Below are 25,748 nucleotides of genomic sequence, written 5' to 3' on the forward strand. Positions count from 1 at the left end.
CTCCAACATGGACGCAACTTTATCGGCACCCCTGGAACCTGGTCTGCCTTATCCGCTAGGAGCGACCAGCGACGGGCTCGGCGTAAACTTCGCGGTGTTTTCGGCCAATGCCACCCGCATCGATCTTTGTCTGTTCGATCCCAAGGGACGCAAGGAACTGCGGCGCGTGCCCTTGCCTGAATGCACGGATGAAATCTGGCACGGGTATCTGCCGGATGCCGAGCCTGGGCTGCTTTATGGCTATCGGGCATACGGCCCATTCGACCCGGTTCATGGCCACCGATTCAATCCAAACAAGCTGCTGCTCGACCCGTATGCGCGCCAGCTGCATGCGCCACTGCGTTGGGGCGATGGATTGTTCGGTTATCGCCTTGGCCATTCGAGAGGCGATCTGACGCTGGATCGTCGCGATAGCGCGCCCTTGATGCCCAAGGGTATCGTAACGGCGGACGCGCCATTTAACTGGGGTAACTCACGCGCGCCCAGCGTGAGCTGGGAAGACACGGTGGTCTACGAAGTCCACGTGCGCGGGGCCTCGATGCAGCGTGAAGACCTGCGAGCCCCCTTGCGCGGCACCGCCTCCGCTTTAGGCGATCCTAAGTTCATCGACCACCTCATGCGCCTGGGCGTGACGACAGTGGAAATCATGCCGGTCCATGCCTTCTTACAAGACCGGTTCCTGATTGAGCGCGATCTGCGCAATTATTGGGGCTACAGCTCCCTTTCCTTTTTCGCGCCGGAACCCGCGTATACGCCTCAAGGCCCCAACGAGTTGCGTCAAGCTATCCGCCGCCTGCATGCGGCGGGCATACAAGTCTGGCTTGACGTGGTCTATAACCATACTTGCGAGGGTAACGAGTGGGGCCCGACCTTGTCATGGCGGGGCCTGGATAACGCGAGCTACTACAGACTGATCCCGGGCGAGGAGCGTTACTACATCAACGATACGGGTTGCGGTAATACGCTCAATATGTCGCATCCACGGGTGCTGCAAATGGTCATGGACTCGCTGCGCTATTGGGCGCAGTCCTATGGGGTGGATGGGTTCCGCTTCGATTTGGGCGTGACCCTGGGTCGCGAGGGCACGGGCTTTGATCAGGGCTCGGGCTTTTTCGATGCCATTTTGCAAGATCCGGTGCTGGCGAAATGCAAGCTCATCTCCGAGCCCTGGGATATCGGCCCGGATGGATATCAGCTGGGCAATCACCCGCCCGGATTCGCGGAATGGAATGGTGCATTCCGCGATAACGCGCGGCGGTACTGGCGCGGCGATGAAGGTCAGCGCGGCGCGATCATGGATGCACTGACGGGGTCTCGATCGCTATTCGATCGACGCCACCGTCGGCCATGGGCGAGCGTCAACTTCATCACCGCTCATGACGGATTCACCCTGGCCGACCTGGTCAGCTACAACGAGCGCCATAACGAGGCCAACGGCGAAGACGGGCAAGATGGTCATTCGGATAACCTGAGCAATAACTGGGGCGTAGAAGGCCCAACCGATGACGCCGCGATCCTTGAAACACGCACACGTGTTGCACGCGCATTGCTAGCGACGCTTTATTTCTCCGACGGCACGCCGATGATGTTGGCCGGCGACGAATTCGGCAACACGCAATCGGGCAACAACAATGCCTATTGCCAAGATAACGCCTTGTCATGGCTGGATTGGAACCAGGCGAACAGTCCGGAGGGTCGGGAGCTAAGCGCCTATGTCGGCCGTTTAACCGAACTGCGACGCGCGCATCCCAGCCTGCATGCGCAGCGTTATCTGGATCCCGCCCAGGAACTGGCGCCAGGCGTGCGGCGTGTCGAATGGTTCGAGCCAGACGGCCAGCCGTTGATGCAGCCGGAAACGGGCGCGGCGCTGGGCCTGCGACGCGCGACACATGGCCGAAACAACGAACTCGACGTCACGCTATTGCTGTTGAATCCCACGGGAGATCCGGTGACGTTCAGCGTGCCCGGACCAGAACTGTCGTGGCAACGCGCCCTCGATTCGGCCGACCTGTCCGTCTCCGACGCATTGCAGGCGTCCACGGTCGAGGTTCAAGCACATAGCGTGGTTTTACTCGCCACGACCTTTTCGGCCGGAGATGCACAATGAGCCCCTTTTTTGGCGCCACGCCCAATCCTGACGGCAGCGCGCTTTTCCGCCTATGGGCCCCCTCGGCGCAACCGGGCCTGCGCCTGGAAATCGCCGGCCGTGCGCCCTTGGAACTGACTCCCGGGCCGGATGGGCTGGTCGAGATCGAGGTACCCCAATGCCCACCCGGGACACGTTATGCCTATCGCTTGGGCGATGGCACACGCATTCCAGATCCTGCATCGCGCCTGCAGGATGGCGACGTGCATGATGAAAGCGTGGTGGTCGGTGACGAGTACGTCTGGCGCAACACGCGCTGGCAGGCCCCGCCTTGGGAACAGGCCGTGATCTACGAGGTGCACGCCGGCGCGGCGGGCGGATTCGACGGACTGCGCGAACGCTTGCCTGAGTTGGCCGCGCTTGGCGTCAATGTCGTGGAGCTAATGCCCATCGCCGATTTCCCGGGTCCGCGCAATTGGGGCTACGACGGCGTGCTGCCCTATGCGCCGGACACCGCCTATGGCACGCCGGACGCGTTGAAACACTTGATCGATTGCGCGCATGGGCTGGGCATTGCCGTGATGCTCGACGTGGTCTACAACCACTTTGGGCCAGATGGCAACTACCTGCCGCAGATAGCCAAGCCGTTCTTTCGCGAGGATATTGCGACGCCCTGGGGCGCGGCGATCGACTTCCGGCGACCGGAGGTGCGACGCTATTTCGAGGACAACGCCTGCTATTGGCTGGACGAATATCGCTTCGACGGCCTGCGACTGGATGCCGTGCACGCGATCGAGGCCGATGACTGGCTACGTGAATTTCCCCAACGCGTGCGCGAGCGCCTGGGGTCGCGTCGCGTGTATCTCGTCATCGAAGACGATAAAAATCGCGCCAGCCTTCTGCGTGCTGGTTTCGACGCACAATGGAATGATGACGGCCACCATGTGCTGCATCATCTACTGACCGGAGAAAAGATCAGCTACTACAGCGACTATGCCGAGGAACCCGCGCATGTTCTGAGTCGCTGCCTTCAGCAGGGTTGGCATTACCAAGGGCAGGCGTCGGCATTTCGCGGCGGCGAATGCCGGGGCGAGCCGAGCGATGACTTGCCTCCCTCTTCCTTCATCTGGTTTTTGCAGAACCATGATCAGACCGGCAATCGCGCGCTGGGCGAGCGGCTGCGTCAGCTGTGCGATGAACGTGCGCTGTGCGCGGCTATCGCCATGCATTTGCTCTCGCCCGGTATCCCCATGATTTTCATGGGCGAGGAAGTCGGTTCCACCGCGCCCTTCCTCTACTTCACCAGCCATACCGACGAAGCATTGGCCGAGGCGGTGCGTCAGGGACGCGCACGCGAGTTCTCTGAACTGGCCAAGCACGCCGATCTGCCGGACCCCAACGCGCCGGAAACGTTCGAGCGCAGCCTGCCGTGGGGTGGCAACGGCGTGCGACGCGCTTGGATTTCCTACTACACGTTCCTCCTGGATCTGCGTCAGCGTTACCTCAAACACCGTCTGGCGGGCGCCCGTAGCGAACCAGGTCGCGTGTTGGGCCCGGCCGCGGTGCAAGCCCATTGGCGCTTGGGCGATGGCAGCCGCCTGATCATTTTGTCCAACCTTGGTCCGGACCCGGTGGAGGTACCCGAACCGATCCCGGTCACGCCCTACCAGTCACTGCAGTATGAAAGCCAAAGTGGGGGCCTGGCCCAACTGGTGGGTGGCGTGTTGCTCCCGTTTTGTACGCTGTGCTTGATAGAGGAACGGCCATGACGACTCGCGCCCGGGATCTTTCTGCACTGGCGCAGCGCGCGGGTCTGCAGGAGCATTGGATCGATGCGCACAAAACCACGCAGCGCATGGAGGCTGCATCGTTACGGGTTCTATTGAAAGCGTTGGGACTGCCTGCCGATAACGACGACGACGTTGCCGCCAGCCATGCGGCGCTGGACGCCGAAGCTCGCGCACAGGATCCGCTGCAGGTGCAGCGCGCGGGCAGCGTGGCGGTGTTGTCCGGCTGGCGAGAGGGCGCGGCGGAGCTGATCGCCGAAGATGGCGGCGAGATGTACGCCGTCACGCTTGAATCCCATGAAGGCGGCGCGTGCTTGCGTCTAAGCGCGCCACCCGGCTATTACACCCTACGGCAAGCGGGCCGGGAACCTCAGCGATTGGCGATCACCCCGCGTGCGCCAGACATGGCCGCCCTGCTCGGACGCGACGCGCCGCGTAGCTGGGGGCTGATGGCACAGGTGTATAGCCTGCGTCGCTGCGACCCGGACCCGGTGCGAGGTACCTGGGGCTATGGCGATCTGGGCACGGTAGCCGAACTTTCGCAGCGTCTGGGCGCAGCCGGCGCGGATGTATTGGCGTTGAATCCCCTGCACGCGATGTTCAGCGCGCAGCCGGGTTCATGCAGCCCCTACTCGCCTTCGAATCGCTTTTTCCTGAACGTGCTGTATGCCGCGCCCGCCATGGTGCTGGGCGAAGCCGCCGTGCGTCAGTCGCTTAGCGCGATGCCTCAAACGGACTTGGCCACCTTGGACCGCGCGTCCGTCATTGACTGGCCTCGTGCTGCGGCGACCAGAATGCAGGTAATGCGCGAACTGCACAGTCGTTTTGGTGAGATGGACGCCAAGCATCAACGGGACTATCGCGCTTATTGTGAACGCCACGGCCAACGCCTGCGCGATCACGCGGTATTCGAAGCCTTGCACGGTAGCCAAGGCGACCCCTCGACGCTCTGGACAGGCTGGCAAACCGGATGGCAAAACCCCCGCTCGCCGTCGGTACGCGAGTTCGCGAGACAGCATGCGCGCGAGATCGACTTCCATTGTTTCGCTCAGTGGCTGACGGCGGCCAGCCTCGCGCGCGCCCAGGCAGCGGCCATCGACTCCGGGATGTGTATCGGGTTGCTTAGCGACTTGGCCGTAGGAGTCAGCCCAGGAGGCAGCCAGGTCTGGAGCGATCCCGAGAGCTTTCTACAAGGCGTGTCGGTCGGCGCTCCGCCGGACCTCTATCAGCCGCGCGGGCAGTCCTGGGGCTTGGCGGCATTGTCGCCTCGCGCGCTGCAGCAGCGTGGCTACGAGCCGTTCATTGGCGTGTTGCGCGCAGCGCTGGCCCAGACGGGTGGCACGCGCATTGACCATATCCTCGGAATGGAGCGTCTATGGCTAGTCCCCGAAGGCGGGACGCCCGCCGAGGGCGCGTATTTGAATCTGCCGGGCGAGGCCTTGATGGGACTCATCGCCCTGGAGGCATGGCGTCATCGCGGTCTGGTGATCGGTGAAAACCTGGGGACGGTGCCGCCGGGCTTTGACGAAAGAATGGCCGAACACGGCATCGCGGGCATGAATGTCTTATGGTTCATGCGCGAGCCGACCTCGACGCGTCCCGTTTTCCTGGGCACCGAAGATTGGCCGGTCGAAGCGGCGGCGCTGACGACCACCCACGATCTGCCGACCTTGTCGGGTTGGTGGAAAGGCACGGATATCTTGCAACGTGAGCAAGCCGGGCGTCTGCGCGACGATGAATCGGCGGCTTCGCTGCTCCAAGAGAGACAATCCGAGAAGCAGGCGCTTTGGGACACGATGCAGGAAGAGACCGCTCTGCCAGACGATGCGCCTGCCGAGGCGCTCCTGGCTTTCGTGGCGAGCACGCCTTGCGAGCTCGTGCTGGCGGGCATGGAGGACATTGCCGGCATCGACGAGGCACCCAATGTTCCGGGCACGGTGACTGAGTTTCCAAACTGGCAGCGACGATTACCCGGGGACACGCTTGCGCAATTTGATTCCGCAGAATGGCAATCACGCCTGGAAGCCTTGCGCCGGGGACGGAGAACCCTATGACGCTACACCTCGCGACCCGGCTCGTCGATACATCGCCCACGCCGCGCGCCAAGCCCCGCGCGACCGCGCAAAAACGGCGCCCGAACGCGACTAAGCGCACGACTACGCCGGCTGCCAAAGCCACTGCTGCCCCCGCATGCGATTCCATCAAGGGCCTGGTGTATTGCGACGATCGCGGCCCTGGCCTGCGACGCGTGCGCGGCAAGGATGGCGAATTCCACTATGTCGATGCCGACGGACGACGCGTGCGTGATGAAGCCACGTTGGCCCGCATACGCGCATTAGCCATCCCGCCCGCGTACGAAGACGTCTGGATATGTCCCATGGAGAACGGACACATTCAGGCGACGGCGCGGGATGCTCGCGGACGCAAACAGTATCGCTATCACCCGGAATGGACCGCGAACCGCAACGCCAACAAATTTCAACAGCTGGCGCTATTCGGCGCGTCGCTGCCCCGCATCCGTCGCCGGGTACAGCAGGATCTCGCCCGGCCCGGGTTACCGCCCGAGCGGGTCCTGGCATTAGTGGTCACGCTATTGGAGCGCACGCTCATCCGTATTGGATCTGACGAATATGCGCGACAGAATCGATCTTATGGCTTGACGACGCTATCGCGCCGCCACACCAAGGTGGATGGCAGCCAAATCCGTCTCACCTTTACCGGCAAGAGCGGCGTCGCGCACGACATTACCGTGCGCGACCGACGCTTGGCGCGGCTGGTGCGGCAGTGCATGGAAATCCCGGGCCAACGTCTCTTTCAGTATCGGGACGAATCGGGACAACGCCGGGCGGTCGATTCCAGTATGGTCAATGATTATCTGCGCGCTGCCTGCGCGCAGGATTTCACGGCCAAACATTATCGAACCTGGGCAGCATCGGTGTATGCGTTCGATTTGCTGCGCAGCAACCCCCAGGCCTCGGTGCCAGAGGTGATTAAAACGGTTGCCAGTCGCTTGGCGAACACACCCAGCGTCTGCCGCAACTGTTATGTCCACCCCTCGGTGCTAGAGGCCCATGCCGCCGCCGCGCTGCCCTGCAAAGGCGCAGCCCCTCGGTCTCCCAAGGGGCTGAGCGTGGCCGAGCGCCGGTTTTTGGCGTTTCTGGCAAATCAGACTTTTTCCGGCTCCGGATCCGGCATGACCACGTAGCCTTCGGCGGCGTAGGCCATCAAGCGGTTGTACAAGGTTTTGGGACTCACGCCCAGCAAGGTAGCCGCCTGCTTTTTCACCCCGGCGCACCGTTCTAACGTGGCCAGAATCAGCTTGCGCTCTGCGTCCGCCAGCGTGGTATCCACCGGTACATCAATGCAATCCCCACTGGCCGGCTTTTTACCGATCTGCATCCGGCGCTTGACCGGCGCGTTCAGCGTGTCGCCATCGGCCATGACGTAGGCCCGTTGCACATAGTTTCGCAACTCGCGGACGTTGCCAGGCCAGTTATGGGTCAGCAGTTGTTCGTACACCTCGGGGGAAAACACCCGTTGAGTACCATGCATTTCATTAAGATCCGCGAGGAATCGATCCGCCAGCAATTGAGGGTCGGATTCGCGTGCGCGCAAGGGCGGCAACTCTAGCGGGAACACGGCCAGGCGGTAATACAGATCCTCGCGCAGGCGCCCATCGCGTACGGCTTGCTCCGGATTACGGTTAGTCGCCGCGACGACCCGCACGTCACATTTTTGGATCTTGTGACTGCCCACGCGCATGAACTCGTGGCTTTCCAAGACGCGCAGCAGCTTGACCTGCAGCTCCAACGGCATTTCCGTCACTTCGTCGAGGAATAAGGTCCCGCCATCGGCCTGCTCGAAATAGCCCTTATGTTGCCGGTCCGCCCCGGTGAAGCTGCCGCGCTCGTGGCCGAACAGCTCGCTTTCCATCAGGTTGGGCGAGATCGCGCCGCAGTTGACGGCGATATAGGGCTTGTCCGCGCGCTTGCTGGCCTTGTGAATGGCTTCCGCGGCGAGCTCTTTGCCCGTGCCGCTCTCGCCAATCAGCATGACCGTGGTGTTGGTGGGTCCCACCCGGGCAATGCTGCGGTAGACCTCTTGTATCCCGGCGGACTCGCCGACCATGCGGCCGCGAAAACCCTCTGCCGGGATGTGTTCGGCCGTACTGGCAATCCGATCCAGAATGCTTTGCAGGCGATCCATGCAGATGGGTTTGCGCAGGAAATCGCGCACCCCTAGACGCATGGCTTCGACGGCATAATCGACCGAGCTATAGCCCGTCATCACGACGACTTCGCTGCCCAGCGCGCTGGCGTTGCGGCACACTTCCAGGCCATCGCCGCCCTTGACGCGGATGTCCGCCAACAGCAGTTGGGGCGGACGCAAAGTAAGTTGTTCTAGCGCTTCGCTGACCGAAGCAGCTTCCCCGACGGAAAAACCGCTATCGCGCGCGACTTCTGATAGCGTGTCGCGTATCAGATCGTCGTCGTCGAGGATCAATAAGTGAGGCATAGCATCATCTCCTAGCGCCTATCTTGAATTTGGGGTAGACCTTTCGTGACACTTGCCTCCCGACTTCAATTACGGGAGAGCCGACACTATGCCTGAAACATGATGACCAGACTGTTACTTTGTGCGGTCGTTTGCTCTTTCTTGCAATTACATACGAATTGCGCGGAACCCTGACCGTTTCAGGCATGAGTATTGCGGGAAAAGGTTGAAATTTAAGGAGTCCTTTTCATGAACGCAAGCGTCTCAAACAACCCTGATCCTTTTGGTCCTAGCGATTCCTCGGACAGCGCGAGCGACCGGCCAGGACATCCCGCCGATAGCGATGCCGCCGGCACTGGCGAGCGTGCGTCTGCGGACCTCCCGACAGCTCAGCCCGAGGACGCTCAGGATATCGATATCGATCAAGAAGTCAATGCCGACGAAGCGGGTCTGGCCCGCACGCCGGCTGACCCGGAACGTAATGGTGGGTTGCCTCCCGCATCCGGCCATTCTTTGGGTGGAGAAATCGAGGATTAATACCTCTACGACGTCCGGTTTGGCGATGGTCGGGCCCCGCTAAGTCGGGGCCCATTTCGTGGCGCGCGGTACGCTCATACATCGCCCCGGTTGTAGGGGCGCGGCTATGCAACGCCGGATCCGCTACCAGAAGCACGTTCTTGTGCGAGCGTCACCAACAAGCGCTCTAACGCGTCGAAGTTCATCGGCTTGACTAAGTGATGGTCAAACCCTGCCTCTTTGGAACGGCGACGGTCGTCCTCCTGCCCCCATCCGGTCATGGCCACGAGCGTCGCGGTACAACCGGCTTCGCGCACGCGGCGCGCAACCTCGTACCCGTTCATCCCTGGCATGCCGATATCCAGCATGATCACTTCCGGCTGGAAAGCATCCAACATCGCCAACGCGCTCGGCCCATCGGCGGCAACCTGAACCTGTGCCCCGAAGGATTCCAGCACGAGCGACGTGGTCTCGGCAGAATCGCGATTGTCATCGACGACAAGAATCCGCCCCAGACCCTGCGCCGCTTGCATAGGCGCGGCTGGAGCAACCGACACGGGTGGCGCGGGCGGCATAGGCAGGCGAAGGACAAACTCGCTGCCTTGATTCAGCCCACCACTATGAACATCGACACGCCCGCCATGCAGCTCAACCAGCGTACGGACGAGCGTCAGGCCGATACCCAGGCCCCCCTGCCCTCGAGCGCCATCCAACTGTGTAAACAGATCGAATACGTGCGATATCTGTTCGGCGGGGATCCCTACTCCGTTGTCGGTGACTGAAATCACGGCCTCGTCGGCCTCGCACCGTACGCGTAGCCGAATGCGCCCGCCATTGTTCGTGTATTTCGCCGCGTTCGTCAGCACATTCGAAATGACCTGAGCGAGCCGCACCGGATCGGCCTCCAAGACTATTGGGGATTCCGGTAAATCGAGGGTCAGAGTATGTTCCCCGGCTTCAATGGCCGAGCGGCAAGTTTCCAAGGCGTTGCGCACCACATCGGCGATCTCGACGGGTTCCTTACGCAGCGAAATCCGACCGTTATTGATCCGGGCGATCTCCAGCAAATCGTCCACCAGTCGGTGCATATGCGCGACTTGTCGCTGCAGCATGTCGTGAATACGAGCCGTCTCCTCGGAGCTCGCCCCCTGCTTGAGCAGGTAGAGTCCGTTGTGCATCGGCGATAAGGGATTACGCAGCTCGTGCGCCAGCGTGGCAAGAAACTCGTCCTTGCGGCGATGGGCTTCTAACAGTTCTTGCTCGACACGTTTGAGCTCGGTGATGTCTTGCAGCACCAGGCAGGCACCGATGAGGCTACGATCGTCGGTGCGCAAGGGCGTAGCGGTCGAGCGCAACCAGTACTCGCGCCCGTCCGGCGCCGTGTATTGCATTTCCATGCCTTGGGTGACGACTTCACCACGCAACGCACGCTGGCCGGGCCAGTCTTCCATAGGCACCGCTTTCTCGTTCTCGTCCCAGGCACGCCATCGGCTACGCTCAGAAGGGACGGTTGTCGGCATGGCCGTGGGCGCATAACCGCTCATCATGGCATTGGTCAGAATCCATCGCCCGGTCACGTCCGCGACCCCCAGGCCCACGGGGAGCTGTTCGATGATCGTGCGTAGCCGAACCTCGTTGGCGCGCAGGGTGCGTAAGGTCTCCTGCCGCAATCGCGATAAGCGCAGATGGGCACTGACGCGCGCCACGAGTTCGCGGGCGGAAAAGGGTTTGACCAGATAGTCGTCGGCGCCAGCCTCCATGCCCTCCACGCGGTCTTCCTCGCCCGCTTTCGCCGACAACAGAATGACCGGCAAGGCCCGCGTGACTGCGTCGCTGCGCACCGCGCGCAAAAGCGACAGCCCGTCGAAGCCCGGCATCATCACGTCGGCAATCACTAAATCCGGCGGGGATTTGCGTATGCTGGCCAGCGCCGAGGGGCCATCGTTCGCGGCGCGCACCTCATACCGGGTTGCCAATAAACGGCCCATGTAGTCGCGCATGTCCGCGTTATCGTCTACGTAGAGGACCACTGGGCGCGAGCGAGTGGCCTCGTGCACGGCGATGGGCGCCGAATCTTCGGTGAGCCATTGCGCCGCTTCCAACGTATAAGGCGCGCTGAGGCTACGCGTGAGGGGCTGTGGCGCGGCGCGGTTGATATCCTCGGCTCTCAAATGTGCCGTGCCCTTGGGCAGCCTCACGATAAACGTGCTCCCCGCGCCTGGTCGGCTGTCGACGCTGATGTCGCCCCCGTGCAGTTTGACAAGTTCGCGCACCAAAGTCAGCCCAATTCCCGTGCCCTCGTGCGTGCGCGACGGGACGCCCTCGACGCGATGGAATCGCTCGAAAATAGCCTGGTGCTCGGCATCGGCAATACCGATCCCGGTGTCGGACACGCAAAGCTCGACTTGCGTACCGAGATCGCGCAGGGTTACCGCGATTTCGCCTCTCGGGGTGTACTTGAACGCATTGGATAGCAAATTGAGGAGGATTTTCTCGTACAGATCGCGCGCGACATAAACCTCGACGCTATCGCAGTCGACCCGCAGGCGCAGCCCCGCCGCCTCGATAGCCGAGCGGAATGCGCTGGCATGCTCGGCCGTGACACGGCCCAGATTGACGGGCTCGAAGCAGGCCTGCAATTGTCCCGCTTCGATACGCGAGAAATCGAGCAGCGTGTTAACCAGCTTTTGCAGCCGCAGTGCGTTGCGATGCAACATATGCAGTTGCTTGCGGTCCAGCGGGTTACTCGGGTTCTCCAGTGCTTCTTCCACTGGCCCAAGTATCAGGGTCAGGGGTGTGCGGAATTCATGGCTGACATTAGAGAAAAACGCCGTCTTTGCGCGATCCAGTTCAGCCAACGCCTGAGCGCGACGGCTTTCCAGCTCAAAGGTAGCGGCACTGTTCAACGCACTGGCGCTATGGCTTGCCACCAACGCGAGAAAATCGCGGTAGGGTTCATCGAGCGGCCGGCGCGGGCTGACCCCCAGCACCATCACGCCGTTGACGGCCCCATCAGGCAACCAGTCCAGCGGAACCAGCCGGGCGAATCGCGCGGGCTCCGGCCAAGCGCCCTGCTCCATCTGCACGTCCAGGGCGCTCAACTCCACGGTCATTGACTGGCCACTAGATGCGACCTCCTGTAGTGGCCACGAAATCGCTTCAGCGTCGGACACCACCAAGCCCGTGCTGGCCAACATCTTGGCGTGCTCGCCCTCAATGCTATAAATCGCGGCGAAGGGCACGTCCTCCTTGCTAGTGCTCAGTTCGGCACAGATATTGACCGCGGCGGCGGGGATACCGCCGTCAGGCAGACGGCGCGTGCTGAGCTGGCGCAGTACGTTCAGCCGGCGCGTACTCAGAATTTTTTCCGTGGTCTCGGTACACGGACAGAATATCCCTTCGACCGTCACCCCGTCCGACGCCAGAATCGGCCCATAGGTGAACGTGAAGTACACCTCTTCACGCGGCAACGCACGTTCAAAGAAAAACTGATGGTCGCTGCGCCAAGTGGCCTCTCCCATGGCATAAACACTTGAGAGCATCGGGCCAATCTCGTCCCAGATCTCTGGCCAAGCCTCGGAAGCCCGCTTCCATAGCGCCCCGGGATGCTTGTGGGGCCCGAGGAAGGGAATGTACGCGTCGTTATAGAACATTCGCATATCCGGGCCCCACCACAGCACGATGGGGAAGCGCGAACTCAAGCACAGGCTTAATGCGCTACGCAAACGCTCGGGCCAAGTATCCGGAGGACCGATAGATGTATCGGCCCAGGAAAATGCCCGTATCTGTTGGGCCATTTCACCCTGTGCGGGCAGGAATCCAAAGGATGATTGCGCTGTCGATGCCACGTCGCGGATCTATCTAAATTTATAAGCGGCTAGAACTACACAGTCGCGTGCCCCGCCGCGTGAGCTACATTACCCAACTTCCCCCCAGCTACACCGACGAGGAAGCAACAATTTATCATTTCGAGTAACGAAATATTATTAAAGTTCAAAGTGCACGGTGATAGATCAAGCGAGCTCATCTCCCCCAGCACTCTCGCACTACGTCCTCACCAAGGCACAACAGAAATCAGCACCGCGAAGATAACGGCAACGGCCGCGATAGTGAGAAGTCGTGTTGTCTTGGGGCTCATAGCTGTCCTTTCGCTGTGGATATTTAAAGGCGGTCCGTGTGATACAGACAGGCGGGCCGCCCGATTACTGTCATTTCCTGCTACCAAGCAAATTTCATGCCCGAGATTGGCCGTTGCCGAGCCGGCCGCCTTGACGATCTCAGGAAAAGTCTCCGGCTCCCAATTGAATTGACCCCTCGGCAGGCACTGATCGAACACGCTGCGCGGCATCTCGGACGGAATCGGCTCCGGATTCGAAGGCTTTGAGCAGTTCTACAGCGGTATCGTCCGCCGCCCCGAACCGGCGGCGCAGCACATCCCCTGAAATCTCAAACTGTCTCACCACCCCGTTGAGCTCCATGTTGAACACAATTGCGTCGCCCTGCGTTTTGGCTTCCGTCGCTTTAGTGAACTTCATCTCAGTTACTCCTAGGTAAGCGGTCCGTCATATTGACTAAAGCCGTGGCGCTTTAGCCATCTCTCAGCACCCCTCCCGCAAGTCATATGCCCCGATGGCGCGTCAGCCCAGAGCCGAGGGATCGAACTTCATTTTCTTCATTGCCTGCGTCAGGCCTTGGGGTGTGTAGTCATCCCAGGGCGAATTGCCCACCTCCAGGCGCTCCTCGATATTGGCGATCGTCCACTGTGACGAACTGGTCAGCGCTTCCAACTCATCCCAGGTCACCGGCACGGAAACCCCCATGCCAGGTCGCGCACGCGCCGACCAGGCAGCCACCGTGGTCGCTCCAAACCCATTTCGCAGATAATCCGCGAATATCTTCTCTACCCGATTACGTGGGCCGCTTTTCGCGACAAACAGCTGTGGCAGGGTGCGCGCTAGATGGCGCACGATCGCGGCGGAAAACGCCTTTACCGTATCCCAGTCGTATTGACGGCGCACCGGCACCACCACGTGCAGCCCTTTTCCGCCGCTGGTTTTGAGCCAGCTTTGCAGGCCGATCTCTTCGAGCAATACCCGCACCAGGCTCGCGCCGCGTTGCAACTCGGGCCAGTCCACCCCTTCGCCGGGATCGAGGTCGAAAATCATCCTATCGGGCTTGGCGATGGCGGTCTTGACACCGTTCCACGTATGAAACTCCACCACATTCAGCTGCGCGGCGGCCAGCAAGCCTTCAGCACTGGCCACCTCCATCAACGACGCGTGGCCGGGATCCAGCCGCTTGGGCAAGGCCGTCACACCGGGAATGTCGGTTTCGGAGTGCTTCTGGAAAAAGTGCTCGCCGGTGATCCCCGCCGGCGCGCGCACGAATGACACCGGACGCCCCTTCAAATGCTCCAGCATCAGAGGCGCTACCTGCGCGTAGTAACGCGCCAGGTCGAGCTTGGTGAACCCGCTCGATGGGTCAATGACTCTGCCTGGATTCGAGAGCTTCAGACTCGCCTTGCCACGCCCTCGCCCCTCGGTGGAAACTGTGGCGCGTTTCTTCGAGGACGACTTGCTGTCGGGATTCGTGCCGGATTGCGACTTCCGAGTTTTCGACTTGGTATTTTTGGCGGATTCCAGCTCGTCGGCAGGGACGGCGTCCTCCCGCGTAATGGCTGTAGCGCTCTTGTCGGTACGCAATCCCTTGAACGTGGCATGGCGAACATGGCCGCCATTGGTCCATTCCGCGAAGGACACTTCAGCGACCAAATCGGGTTTTACCCACTGAATGTCGCGTGCCCTGGGCACCTGCCCCGCCGTCACTGCGCTGTTTTCCTGCACCCGGGCGCTTAATTGCGCGTGCAGGGACTGGAGCAGCTGATCGTTGAACCCCGTGCCCACTTTGCCTGCATAGCGCAAATTGCCGTCTTGCTCGTGCACCGCCAACAGCAGCGCGCCAAAGCCTACGCGTTCCCCCTTGGGCGCGGTGAACCCGACGATCACGAACTCTTGCCGACGGCCGCATTTGAGCTTGACCCAGTCGTCCGAGCGGCGCTGGACATACGGCGCGGAAGGCCGTTTGCCAATAAAGCCTTCGAGCCCCAGCTTGCACGCAGAGCTAACGAGGTCGGCTATCGGCTGGTCGAAGGCTTCGCTTAGTCGCAAGTGCGAACAATCGTAGCGTTCCAGCACCTGCTTGAGCAGATCGCGGCGTACGGTCAGCGGTTCGTCGCGGATATCCCGCCCGGCGATGTAGGGCAGATCGAAAAGGTAGTAGACAATGTCCTTCGTGCGGCGAACGTCGAACGCGTTTTGCAGCGCCTGAAAGCTGGGAATGCCTTCGCTGGAGAGCACCACAATCTCGCCATCCAGCCACGCGTTTTCGATATCGAAGGTCTTTAACTGCTCGACTAGATGCGGCAGCTTGTCGCTCCAGTCGTGGCCGTTACGGGTGTATAGCTTGACGTCTCCTTGATCCAGCCGCGCCAGGATGCGGTAGCCGTCATACTTCATCTCGTAGACCCAGTCATGAACGCCCGGCGGAATACCTTCCACCAAGGTCGCCAACTGAGGTTTCATTTGCTCAGGTAACGGCGCCTCTTTACCAGGCAAGCGACGCGGTGCGGCCTCGGTGGATTTCTTCTTACGTAATGGCACGACGCTATCCGGCAGCTCGTCCACCACACTGAAATCGGCTGCATCCCGCGCAAACTCATCCCGGTCCTTGATCAGCAGCCAGGGCGGTTGACGCTCATCGCGCTTGGTCTTCATCCGTACGAGCGCCCAGCGGCCTTGCATCTTGGACCCGTGCATGTCGAACTTCAGATGGCCGTCCCGATAGCCCTGGTGGGGATCGCCCACGGGCACCCAGGAACCCTCATCCCAAATGATGACCTCGCCCGCCCCGTACTCCCCTTTCGGGATAGTGCCTTCGAATTTGTTGTAGGCGATGGGGTGGTCTTCGACCTGTACGGCCATGCGCTTGACCGACGGGTCATAGGACGGGCCTTTGGGCACGGCCCAGCTCTTCATCGCGCCGTCGAGTTCGAGCCGGAAATCGTAGTGCAGGCGCCGCGCCCAATGCTTTTGGATCACAAAGGCGCGTTGATCTTCGTTGGCTTCGCCGCCTTCGGCCGGCTCCGGCGTGACATTGAAATTTCGCTTCTCGCGATATTTTTTCAGGCTGTCCACCATGGTCAGGCCGCCTTACGTGCGCGTGCCGCCGTTTTCGTCGCCTTCTTCGTAGCGGTTTTCTTGCTGGCGGTCTTGCGAGCAGCGGTTTTCTTGGCGGCCTTGGCGGTTTTGGTCGATTTCGAGCTCGATTTCGATTCAGACTTGCCGCCATCCGACTTCTTGGACCCGCCTCGCAGACTGCGTTGCAGCAACTCCGTCAGATCGATCACATTATCCGTATAGGCGGGGGATTCTTCCTGAGGCTCGATCACCACCTCGGTCTTGCCCGCCTTGACCTTTTGCTCGACTAGATCCATGACCGCGGCCTTGAACTCGTCCTGATACTGCATCGGATCCCAGTCCGCCGACATCTCTTTAACCAGCATCTTGGCCATTTTCAGTTCGGACGCGTTGGGCGACATATTCTTGGCGCCGACCTTGGGCAGATCCAGGCCATCCATGGATTTCACCTCGTCACCCCAGCGCATCAAGTTCAGCACCAGAGCGTCGCCCATGGGAATCAGGGCGGCCAAATGTTGTTTCGTCTGAATCACCACCTTGGCAATCCCGATCTTTCCCGAATCGGTGAGGGTGTCCCGCAATAGCGCGTAGACCTTATGTCCCTTGTTAATGGGCGCCACATAATAGGGTCGTTCCAAATACACGAACGACACTTCGCTGGCTTCGACAAACTGTTGAATTTCAATGGTTTGCGTTGTCCGGGGGTAGGCCTCGGCAATTTCCTCTGGCGACACCACCACATATTGGCCGTCCTCGACCTCGACGCCTTTGACGATATTTTTCGAGTCGATTTCCTTTCCCGTGCGTTTATTGATCCGCTTATAGCCGACAGGGTCCATCGAACGCTTGTCCAGCCAGTCAAAATCAACACCGGATTCGGTGGTCGCGGTATGCAACCCGACGGGGATGTGGACCAGACCGAATGTGATAGCCCCCTTCCAGATGGTGCGCATGGCCATGAGCGTTCCTCCCAGGCAGTTTATTGTTAAGCCTCTTATGGACCCGAGGGAGGTCCCCCGGGGCAAGACAGGCTGCGAGCAAGTCTCATGCCGCGCAACCATGCATTCATGTCTTATATAAGACTCCAATCAAAAAATTGCTCAGTCTTCTATAAGAGTTCCCCATTTTCTCCGGCAGCAAGATACAATGGTCGCACCATGACGGTGACACCGGCCCGGTGCGAATACAGAGGCAGGGTCGCCGACGTGATGGTCAGGCACGCGTGCCGGCCAACTCACCCACCCTACGTTGACATCGGCGACGATGTCCGGCTAAGCAAGTCCGGATTTGCGCTAGCGCCCGGGCAACTACGAAGACTATGGCTCAAACTCCGAAGATTATCTATACCCTCACCGACGAAGCCCCGGCACTGGCTACTCGTTCGCTGCTGCCGATCATTCAGTCGTTTACCAAATCGGCTGGCATCACGGTCGAGACCCGCGATATTTCGCTGGCCGGACGCATCATCGCCGTCTTCCCCGACTACCTGGACGAAAGCCAGCGCATTGGCGACGCCCTCGCCGAGCTGGGCGCCATGTGCGTGACGCCCGATGCCAACATCATCAAGCTGCCGAACATCAGCGCCTCGATGCCGCAGCTCAAGGCCGCTATCAAGGAACTGCAAGCCAAGGGCTACAAGCTGCCCGACTATCCGGACGAGCCCAAGACCGACGCCGAGCGCGACATCAAGGCCCGTTACGACAAGGTCAAGGGTAGCGCCGTGAACCCGGTTCTGCGCGAAGGCAACTCCGACCGCCGCGCGCCGCTGTCGGTCAAGAACTACGCCCGCAAGCACCCCCACAAAATGGGCGCCTGGTCGGCCGATTCCAAGTCGCACGTCGCCTCGATGGACGGCGGTGACTTCTACGGCAGCGAAAAGTCCACCACGGTCGCTGAAGCCGGCGATCTGAAGATCGAACTGACCGCCAACGACGGCACCAAGACGGTTCTGAAAGACAAGACCCCGGTCAAGGCTGGCGAAATCATCGACGCCGCCGTGCTGTCGGCCGCCAAGCTTCGCAGCTTCCTGAAGGCCCAAATCGCTGACGCGAAAGCCCAGGGCGTGCTGTTCTCGGTGCACCTGAAGGCCACCATGATGAAGGTCTCCGACCCGGTGATCTTCGGCCACGTCGTGTCCGTGTTCTACGAAGACGTGCTGGCCCGCCACGCCGACGCTCTCAAGCAAGTCGGCTTCGATCCCAACAACGGTATCGGCGACCTGTACGCCAAGATCGGCGCCCTGCCCGCCGAGCAACAAGCCGCGATCAAGGCTGACATCGACGCCGCCTACAAGGAACTGCCCGCGCTGGCCATGGTGAACTCCGACAAGGGCATCACCAACCTGCACGTGCCAAGCGACGTGATTGTCGACGCCTCCATGCCCGCCATGATCCGTGACTCGGGCAAGATGTGGAACGCCGCCGGCCAGCTGCAAGACGCCAAGGCCGTGATCCCCGATCGCTGCTACGCCGGTGTCTACCAGGCCGTGATCGACGACTGCAAGGCCAATGGCGCCTTCGATCCCGTCACCATGGGCAGCGTGCCGAACGTTGGCCTGATGGCTCAGGCGGCCGAAGAATACGGTTCGCACAACAAGACCTTCATCATCCCGACCGACGGTGTGGTTCGTGTGACCGACGCCGCTGGCAACGTGCTGCTCGAGCAGCCCGTGCAGACCGGCGACATCTGGCGCATGTGCCAGACCAAGGACGCCGCGGTGCAGGACTGGGTCAAGCTCGCCGTCACCCGCGCCCGCCTGACCAACACGCCGGCCGTCTTCTGGCTCGACGAAAACCGCGCCCACGACGCTCAGCTGATCGCCAAGGTCAAGAAGTACCTGGCCGACCACGACACCAACGGTCTCGAACTGCACATCTTCGATCCGGTCAAAGCCACGAAATTCTCGTTGGACCGCATCCGCGCCGGCAAGGACACCATCTCGGTGACCGGCAACGTGCTGCGCGACTACCTGACCGACCTGTTCCCCATCATGGAACTGGGCACCAGCGCCAAGATGCTGTCGATCGTGCCGCTGATGGTCGGTGGCCAGCTGTTCGAAACTGGCGCCGGCGGTTCGGCTCCGAAGCACGTGCAACAGTTCGTCGAAGAAGGCTTCCTGCGCTGGGATTCGCTGGGCGAATTCCTGGCCTTGGCGGAGTCCCTGGCACACCTGGGCCGTGCGTACAACAACGCCCGTGCCAGCGTGTTGGCCAAGACGCTCGACCAAGCCACGTCGAAGTTCCTCGACAACAACAAGTCGCCCGAGCGCAAGGTCGGCGGTTTGGATAACCGTGGCAGCCACTTCTACCTGGCCATGTACTGGGCAGAAGCCTTGGCCGCGCAAACCGACGACGCCGAACTGGCCAAGCAATTCCAGGGTGTCGCCGCCGCTTTTGCCGAGTCCGAGACGAAGATCCTGGACGAACTGAAAGCCGCGCAAGGCAAGCCCGTCGACATCGGCGGCTACTACCAGCCCGAAGAAGCCAAGGCCAGCGCAGCCATGCGCCCGAGCGCCACGCTGAATCAGTTGGTGGGTTCGATCGCCTGAGTTGGGTGATTGAGGGGCGCTAAAGCGCTCCATCAAGCGGGTCAGTGTCCAACCGTCCTGCTTATACAGTAATGAAAGTCAATAAGGCCTGAACCCGGTGTGAACCGGATTCAGGCCTTTTTTTGTATGGCTCGTTGTCCGAACGGTCCGATTTTTCCTACGTATCCGACCTGATGTAATCGCAGAGCTGCGCCAAACCTATAGTGTGAACCGGAGACCTGCAGGGGCTCGACATCGCGGATCAGTGCGCTGAATTTTATATCCATGCATGTATGAAGTTCCCGAGATTTCCTTCCGTTCCTCCCCTTTATAGGTGTCGTCGTTGCTCCACTTTCTTAAGGAAAACTTATGAAGTCGATTCGCATGTCGCAGCTATCCATCGTGGCTGGAGGTGAGTTACAGCAATACTTTGAGCACCGGGAGCGTCACCGCGAACCTCGGTTCAGTATAGGAGCTCACGGCAACCGTGACGGATCAACCGATTTTTATGTGAAAGATCAATCCGGCAACACGATTCTGACAAAGAACTCCGGTGTCGCTCTGGGCTGTTATATGGTGGGTACCGGTGTAGGAACGGCCACCACAATATTCAGTGGCAATCCAATCGCGGGCGGAGTCGCGGGATTCGCCGCTGGGCACAGTTGCAACGCGCGCGGTCATTCATCACGCGCCAACCGTTAAGTTGCCAGGATCGGACACACCGTTTATGCAAGTCATGGCGGCTGCTAAACGACTGCCCCCTGACTGGCCCGACCGAACGATTCGTTGACTTCGAGACATGAGCAACTATCGCGTTTGTATCAACTTCCCCGCGAAAAATCTGAAAGGAGCACTGCCTTGAGTCCTCCCCGCGACACGCGGGTCGCCTACCGGGAAAGACTGATTGCCTACGCAGTGGGCGCGATCATCTATTTTTCGTTGCCATATACCCACGTTGCGCCAGTAATTCTGACAGCCATGCCGGCAATTTCATCGTGGATATTGGTAAGCGCCACCAACCATGTCTGGGCACATTTCACACAAATTTGGAAAGACCCCATCACGAGCTTTATGGGCATTCCAAACCGCGTAGTTCAAGCTGTTTTAGTTGTAGGCGGTTGCGTTTTAATCAGCGTAGCCTCGTGGCGTCGCGCGTACGGCCTCGGGACATGGGGGTTCATATTGCTAGCGTTTGCACTGGAGGTCAGAATCACCGAGCGCGAGAGTTGGCGCAGGTACCGGGCTAAACAGGCGCGCGAGGACGAAGATTCCATTTGAGACGCGCTCATCGAAACGGCCTCAAAGTGCTATAGCCGGAGCGACACGATAAAGCCGGTGCGCAGGGATGGATCCCTGCCGTGAACGGATATCGAGGCCAGTTTCATTTCATCTTCGTGCCTACGCCTACACTCATGGGGCCTGCAGACCTTCGTTGCGCAGCGCGCGCTGCACGGCCGGACGAGCCAACACGCGGTCCAGATACGCTCCAATATGCGGCAAGTCGCGAGCCGGCCGCTTGAACACTCTTGTCCAGCGGCAAAGCATCATGACGTACGGGTCAAGGATAGAAAACTGCGATCCCAAGAACCACGGGTCGTTCGTAGTGCTTAAATGCGCCTCGATCTGGTCAACCAGGCCATTGATCTTGGCTTCCGCATGGGCTTTGACTTGGGCAGCGCCCTCCGTGTTTCCAGCATCGACCCAGCGATCCGGGTAGTAGTACATCAGGATCGTGCTTTGGAAAGTGTTGGTGCACCACATCAACCATTTGTAGCACTGCGCACGCTCTGCCGTGCCCAGCGCGGGTGCTAGCTGTTTCTCGGGATACTTATCCGCCAGATACAGCGCGATGGCGGCGGTTTCGTACAGCACAAGATCGCCATCGACCAACGCGGGGATCACTCCATTCGGATTCAGCTTCAGATACTCCGGTGCTTTATGCGCATTCGTCGTACGATCGACCAGCGATAATTCAAAAGGCTCGCCGATTTCTTCGAGCAAACAGTGCGGGGTCATGCTGGCGTTGCCGGGAAAATAGTAGAGCTTCATCTGCGCGTATTTCTCCAGGGTCAGTGCGCGTCTCGCGGACCGCATAGTGGGCTCACCCGCATGCCGATACGAGCAATACAGGTAGTGTCTGCCATATTACCGCCACGAGGGACAAACCGCAGAGAGTCCTGCCAACCGTAGTTAAGAAGCTGGACCGCCCACCAGGAAAGCCCCGTCTCGGCGCACGCAGAATCAGCCATACCAATGCCGCGCATCCCAGCACACTGGTTGCGAGGGTGATCCACGTCGATGCCGGCTGGCCGAGCCAAATCAATTTCGCCAGCCAGGGCACACGTGCGCACAACAAGGCGTTTGTTCCATATATAAGGAAGAAATGCACAGCCCAGATCACCGGCCCGGCGAATAGATAGACCATTTCCACGCTAGAACGGGATCGCATACTCAGCCTCCCACCAGACGCGGAAACTGATGCACAAGCACAAGGCCCACCAACCCTTGAACTACCGTGTAGTGCCACATCGTCTGCGTCGCCTGAAGGCAAGACTGGTGTTGGAGATTCAGCTTATTGGCCATGCTACGCGCCAAGGTGAACACGCCCATGATCGCCACGATGATCGCGAAAAACGCTTGATGGCCCGCCACGGCGTAGACGACGGCATCATACGCCCCCCGTTGCGGCCGCAATCCGGTTTGCCAATGCTGCACGAGTTCGAAGGCGCTTGCCGCAAGCAGTACACAGATGCCCAGCAACATCCGTCCACGCAAAGCCCAGGGTCGATGGTGTACCAGCGAGCGGCCGGGTCTGATCAGCAATATGCTGGCCCCCAGCATCAGACCAGCGCTGATCAGCCAGACACCATTACCGCTGCTCGGCGTCTGCGCCCCCCACGATTCGCCGGACGACGCGAGCCACAGAAAGAAATACGCGAACACCAACGCGCCGAAAATACTGACGCAGACCACAAGCAACATCGCCATGGCCCAGCTGGCGTGCGAGCGGAGTCCCGATCCGCGCCAGGGCACGCACAGGCCGCCGCCAATATCCACCGTCGCTATCTCCGGGCCGGCATCGGACTGCCATAGCCAGTACCAGATCGCCACGATCGCTAAGACGCCGCAAGCGCCGGCAGGAATAAAGAGTTTGAAAGTGAGCAACAGGAAAAAACCCGCCGTCCCTAGTGCCGCCAACAAAGGAGACCACCCCGGCCCCGGCAATGGCAGCACATACTCCGGGCGCGCATCCACCGCACTGGTAACCAGCGTGGACCGCACATTCCCCGGCGCATCGGGCAAGTAATACCTACCGGCCGCCACGTTCTCGGCAAGTCCCGGCTGATCCCACAAGGGCTCGCGACTTACCACCACGGGAATGCTGCGCAGGCCAAAGTCACCGCTGGGCAGCCATTCCAGCGTACCCGCTTGCCAGACATTGCCCGCGGTACGCACACTGTCGGGACGGAAATTCCGCGCCAAATCCCACAGAAAGACGAGCACCCCACAGGCAATTAGGTAAGCGCCCATGGTCGACACCAGATTCAAGGCGCCCCAACCCTGGCTTTCCGCATAGGTATAGACCCGTCGCGGCATTCCCGCCAATCCCACCGCATGCAAGGGAAAAAACGTCACATTAAAGCCGACAAACATTAACCAGAACGCCCACCGCCCCAGACGTTCGGACAGTGCGCGGCGACTCATGAGCGGCGTCCAGTAGTAAAACGCCGCGAAGAGCGGAAACACCATCCCGCCAAAAAGCACATAGTGCAGGTGGGCGACAACAAAGTAGGTATCGTGGGCCTGTAAATCGAAAGGAATGACCGCCACCATCACGCCCGTCAAACCACCGAGCGTGAAGATAAAAAAGAAGCCCAGGATAAACAGCATGGGCGTCTTGATGGGCCGCAGGCGTACGGCCGCGGCAATCGTCGCGATCCACGCGAATACCTGTATCGCGGTAGGCACCGACACCGCCATGCTGGCCGCCGACGCGAAGCTCGATGACAACGGCGGAATCCCCGTGGCGAACATATGATGCACCCACAGGCCAAAGCTAAGAAACGCGGTCCCGATGATCGCCATCACCACATAGCGGTAGCCGATCAATGGCGTGCCCGTCATGGCGGGAACGATCATCGACACCATGCCCGCGGCTGGCAGAAAGATGATGTACACCTCCGGATGCCCGAAAAACCAGAATAGATGCTGCCATAGCAGCGGGTCCCCGCCACGGTCCACGATAAAGAACGGCATATCGAAGGCGCGTTCCAATTCCAATAGCGCCGTCGCCACGATCACGGCCGGAAACGCCACGATCACCATGCCGCTGAATATCAGCATCACCCACGCGAAGACCGGCATCTTATCCAGCGACATCCCCGGTGCACGCGTGCGCAAGATCCCCACTGCCAACTCAATCGCCCCGGCAATGGCGGAGATCTCGATAAAGCCTATGCCAAGCAACCACAGATCCGCGTTCAAGGCGGGCGAGTACTCGGTGCTGGTCAGCGGCGGATACATGAACCATCCCCCATCGGGCGCCAGCCGCGCAAACAAACTGCAGAAAAAAACAATGCCGCCCACGGCGTACGCCCAATACGCATAGGCCGACAGCCTCGGAAAAGGCAGGTCGCGGGCACCCAGCATATTGGGCAACAGCAGCACGGCCACGGCCTCGACGGCCGGCACGGCGAACAGAAACATCATTACCGTGCCGTGCATGGTAAAGAGCTGGTTATACAGGTCGTGGCTAATCAGCGGGTTGTCCGGTACGGCTAGCTGCGTGCGCATCATCAGCGCCAATATCCCGGCCAGCAGGAAGAACAACAGCGCGGTCGCGATGTACAAGATACCGATATAGGTGTTATTGACGACCGTCAGGGCGCGGAACCCGCTCGGGCGCTGCCAGACGCGTTCCACGGCCGCCTCTTCTCCCTCGGGTCGCGGCAGCGGATTCGGTAGCGCCGACTGCGCATGAACACTGAGATGATCATTCGTCACTTCAGGCTATCCATATAGCGGGCCACGGCCAGCAGCTCGACCCCGGACCAATCACGAAAAGCGGGCATGGGGTTGCCCGGCTTCAGATCCTGGTTGCCCGCGATCCAGCCGGCCATGGCCCCCAAGTTATTGCGCAACACCCCGGCGCCCAGCGTCAGTCGCCCGCCAACATGTGTGAGATCCGGCCCCGAAGTCCCGCGGGCCTCGGTACCCCGCACAGTATGGCAACGCGAACAAGCCTGCTGGAATAGCTGCGCGCCTGTACGTAGCTGGCCGTCAGCGACCGCTGCCGGTCGCCTCTGCTGGCGTACCCAATCGTCGAACGCCTCTGGCGCCACGGCCTGGACCATGAACGCCATCTTCGTATGCTGAGCGCCACAATATTCGGCACACTGTCCACGGTAGACGCCGGGCGCTTGCGCGCGGATACGCAGGCGGTTGGTATGGCCTGGGATCATGTCGAGCTTGCCCGTCAATTCCGGCACCCAAAAGCTATGGATGACGTTATCCGAGGTCAGCACGATCTCGACGGATTTCCCCGTCGGGATATGGATTTCGTTCGCGGTGTCAAACAGCACGCCGCCCTCTGCATCGAGGTAGCTCACGCGCCACCACCAAAGTTCGCCCACCACGTGAATACGCACCGCCGGTTGTTCCGACGCCTCGGACGATGTCAGATTGAAGGAATACAGCAGCAGCCCAGTCAGCACCGCGAGGGGAAACACAATGCCTGCCCCCACGATCAACACAGGGCGCGCCAAGCCCGCGCGAAAACGCGGTGGCCCCCAGATAGCCAGCACGACCACGCACGCCACTGCGACAAAGATCACGGCGCCACCAGTGAACAACAGAAAATTCAGATCCGTCATCTGCCCCGACGATGGTGTCGGCGTGACAGGCGCGGAACTCACCTCGGCCTGCGCGCGCCGGCCCCCTGCGAGGTGTAGCAAGACGACAGGAAGCAAAGGCGCATATGGGATGCGGAGCATGGATACCTGAGCGTTGGCAACAACGGGGTAATGAAGCAAACGATTACGTCAGCAACTCACGTGCCCCGGCTCGAAAGGCACGGAATTTGCACTGCCGTCGCAACGAGGAGATTCGTCCCATTGCACCGATCGACCTTCACTCTTTACCCT

The 25,748-nt window shown here is 60.5% G+C and carries 16 protein-coding genes; 8 read left to right on the forward strand and 8 right to left on the reverse strand.

Annotated features, from left to right (window positions below; all coding sequences use genetic code 11):
* Window positions 1-7: 7 nt before the first annotated feature.
* The 4 genes from glgX to GOQ25_RS16905 are packed head-to-tail and all read left to right on the forward strand — an operon-like array spanning window position 8 to window position 7,078.
* Window positions 8-2,107 carry a glycogen debranching protein GlgX gene (gene glgX, locus GOQ25_RS16890; RefSeq protein ID WP_160351642.1) on the forward strand — a complete coding sequence of 700 codons (2,100 nt, stop codon included), beginning with the start codon at window positions 8-10 and terminating at the stop codon, window positions 2,105-2,107.
* Complete coding sequence (gene treZ, locus GOQ25_RS16895; RefSeq protein ID WP_160351643.1) at window positions 2,104-3,855, forward strand: malto-oligosyltrehalose trehalohydrolase; 1,752 nt, start codon at window positions 2,104-2,106, stop codon at window positions 3,853-3,855. The genes glgX and treZ overlap by 4 nt, the downstream gene beginning before the upstream one ends.
* Entirely contained in the window at window positions 3,852-5,927 is a 2,076-nt protein-coding gene (gene malQ, locus GOQ25_RS16900; RefSeq protein WP_160351644.1) for a 4-alpha-glucanotransferase, read from the forward strand. The genes treZ and malQ overlap by 4 nt, the downstream gene beginning before the upstream one ends.
* Window positions 5,924-7,078: a DNA topoisomerase IB gene (locus tag GOQ25_RS16905; protein WP_160351645.1), complete on the forward strand. Its 1,155-nt coding sequence runs from the start codon at window positions 5,924-5,926 to the stop codon at window positions 7,076-7,078. Before malQ ends, GOQ25_RS16905 begins: the two co-directional genes overlap by 4 nt.
* On the opposite strand, the gene GOQ25_RS16910 is transcribed toward GOQ25_RS16905, so the two are convergent.
* Window positions 7,039-8,388: a sigma-54 dependent transcriptional regulator gene (locus GOQ25_RS16910; protein ID WP_160351646.1), complete on the reverse strand. Its 1,350-nt coding sequence runs from the start codon at window positions 8,386-8,388 to the stop codon at window positions 7,039-7,041. The genes GOQ25_RS16905 and GOQ25_RS16910 overlap by 40 nt on opposite strands.
* Before the next feature lie 228 nt (window positions 8,389-8,616).
* Here GOQ25_RS16910 and GOQ25_RS16915 point away from each other — a divergent pair, with 228 nt between their 5' ends.
* Window positions 8,617-8,904: a MatE family transporter gene (locus GOQ25_RS16915; RefSeq protein WP_160351647.1), complete on the forward strand. Its 288-nt coding sequence runs from the start codon at window positions 8,617-8,619 to the stop codon at window positions 8,902-8,904.
* Between the two features lie 104 nt (window positions 8,905-9,008).
* Here GOQ25_RS16915 and GOQ25_RS16920 read toward each other — a convergent pair whose 3' ends face one another.
* From GOQ25_RS16920 to GOQ25_RS16935, 4 genes are all read right to left on the reverse strand, one after another.
* Window positions 9,009-12,680: an ATP-binding protein gene (locus GOQ25_RS16920; RefSeq protein ID WP_160351648.1), complete on the reverse strand. Its 3,672-nt coding sequence runs from the start codon at window positions 12,678-12,680 to the stop codon at window positions 9,009-9,011.
* Window positions 12,681-13,160: 480 nt separating this feature from the next.
* Entirely contained in the window at window positions 13,161-13,418 is a 258-nt protein-coding gene (locus GOQ25_RS16925) for a DUF1488 family protein (protein WP_160351649.1), read from the reverse strand.
* Window positions 13,419-13,520: 102 nt separating this feature from the next.
* Window positions 13,521-16,079, reverse strand: a complete 2,559-nt coding sequence (ligD, locus tag GOQ25_RS16930) for a DNA ligase D (RefSeq protein ID WP_160351650.1) — start codon at window positions 16,077-16,079, stop codon at window positions 13,521-13,523.
* A gap of 2 nt (window positions 16,080-16,081) precedes the next feature.
* Window positions 16,082-17,038: a Ku protein gene (locus GOQ25_RS16935; protein WP_160351651.1), complete on the reverse strand. Its 957-nt coding sequence runs from the start codon at window positions 17,036-17,038 to the stop codon at window positions 16,082-16,084.
* A gap of 359 nt (window positions 17,039-17,397) precedes the next feature.
* Between GOQ25_RS16935 and GOQ25_RS16940 the strand changes: the two genes are divergently transcribed.
* The 3 genes from GOQ25_RS16940 to GOQ25_RS16950 all read left to right on the forward strand — a co-directional run bounded on the left by GOQ25_RS16940 (window position 17,398) and on the right by GOQ25_RS16950 (window position 20,883).
* Window positions 17,398-19,626, forward strand: coding sequence for an NADP-dependent isocitrate dehydrogenase (locus GOQ25_RS16940; protein ID WP_160351652.1), 2,229 nt, complete (start codon window positions 17,398-17,400; stop codon window positions 19,624-19,626).
* A gap of 348 nt (window positions 19,627-19,974) precedes the next feature.
* Window positions 19,975-20,307 (forward strand): hypothetical protein, encoded by a 333-nt coding sequence (locus tag GOQ25_RS16945; protein WP_160351653.1) that lies wholly within the window; start codon window positions 19,975-19,977, stop codon window positions 20,305-20,307.
* A 156-nt stretch (window positions 20,308-20,463) separates the two neighbouring features.
* Complete coding sequence (locus tag GOQ25_RS16950; protein WP_160351654.1) at window positions 20,464-20,883, forward strand: hypothetical protein; 420 nt, start codon at window positions 20,464-20,466, stop codon at window positions 20,881-20,883.
* 132 nt (window positions 20,884-21,015) lie between these two features.
* Here GOQ25_RS16950 and GOQ25_RS16955 read toward each other — a convergent pair whose 3' ends face one another.
* The 3 genes from GOQ25_RS16955 to coxB all read right to left on the reverse strand — a co-directional run bounded on the left by GOQ25_RS16955 (window position 21,016) and on the right by coxB (window position 25,598).
* Window positions 21,016-21,699: a glutathione S-transferase family protein gene (locus GOQ25_RS16955; RefSeq protein WP_236844619.1), complete on the reverse strand. Its 684-nt coding sequence runs from the start codon at window positions 21,697-21,699 to the stop codon at window positions 21,016-21,018.
* A gap of 357 nt (window positions 21,700-22,056) precedes the next feature.
* Window positions 22,057-24,609 carry a cbb3-type cytochrome c oxidase subunit I gene (locus GOQ25_RS16960; RefSeq protein WP_160351655.1) on the reverse strand — a complete coding sequence of 851 codons (2,553 nt, stop codon included), beginning with the start codon at window positions 24,607-24,609 and terminating at the stop codon, window positions 22,057-22,059.
* Window positions 24,606-25,598, reverse strand: coding sequence for a cytochrome c oxidase subunit II (coxB, locus tag GOQ25_RS16965; RefSeq protein ID WP_236844620.1), 993 nt, complete (start codon window positions 25,596-25,598; stop codon window positions 24,606-24,608). Before coxB ends, GOQ25_RS16960 begins: the two co-directional genes overlap by 4 nt.
* Between the last annotated feature and the right edge of the window lie 150 nt (window positions 25,599-25,748).

The organism is Bordetella sp. 15P40C-2 (assembly GCF_009763235.1).
Lineage (GTDB): Bacteria > Pseudomonadota > Gammaproteobacteria > Burkholderiales > Burkholderiaceae_B > Bordetella_A.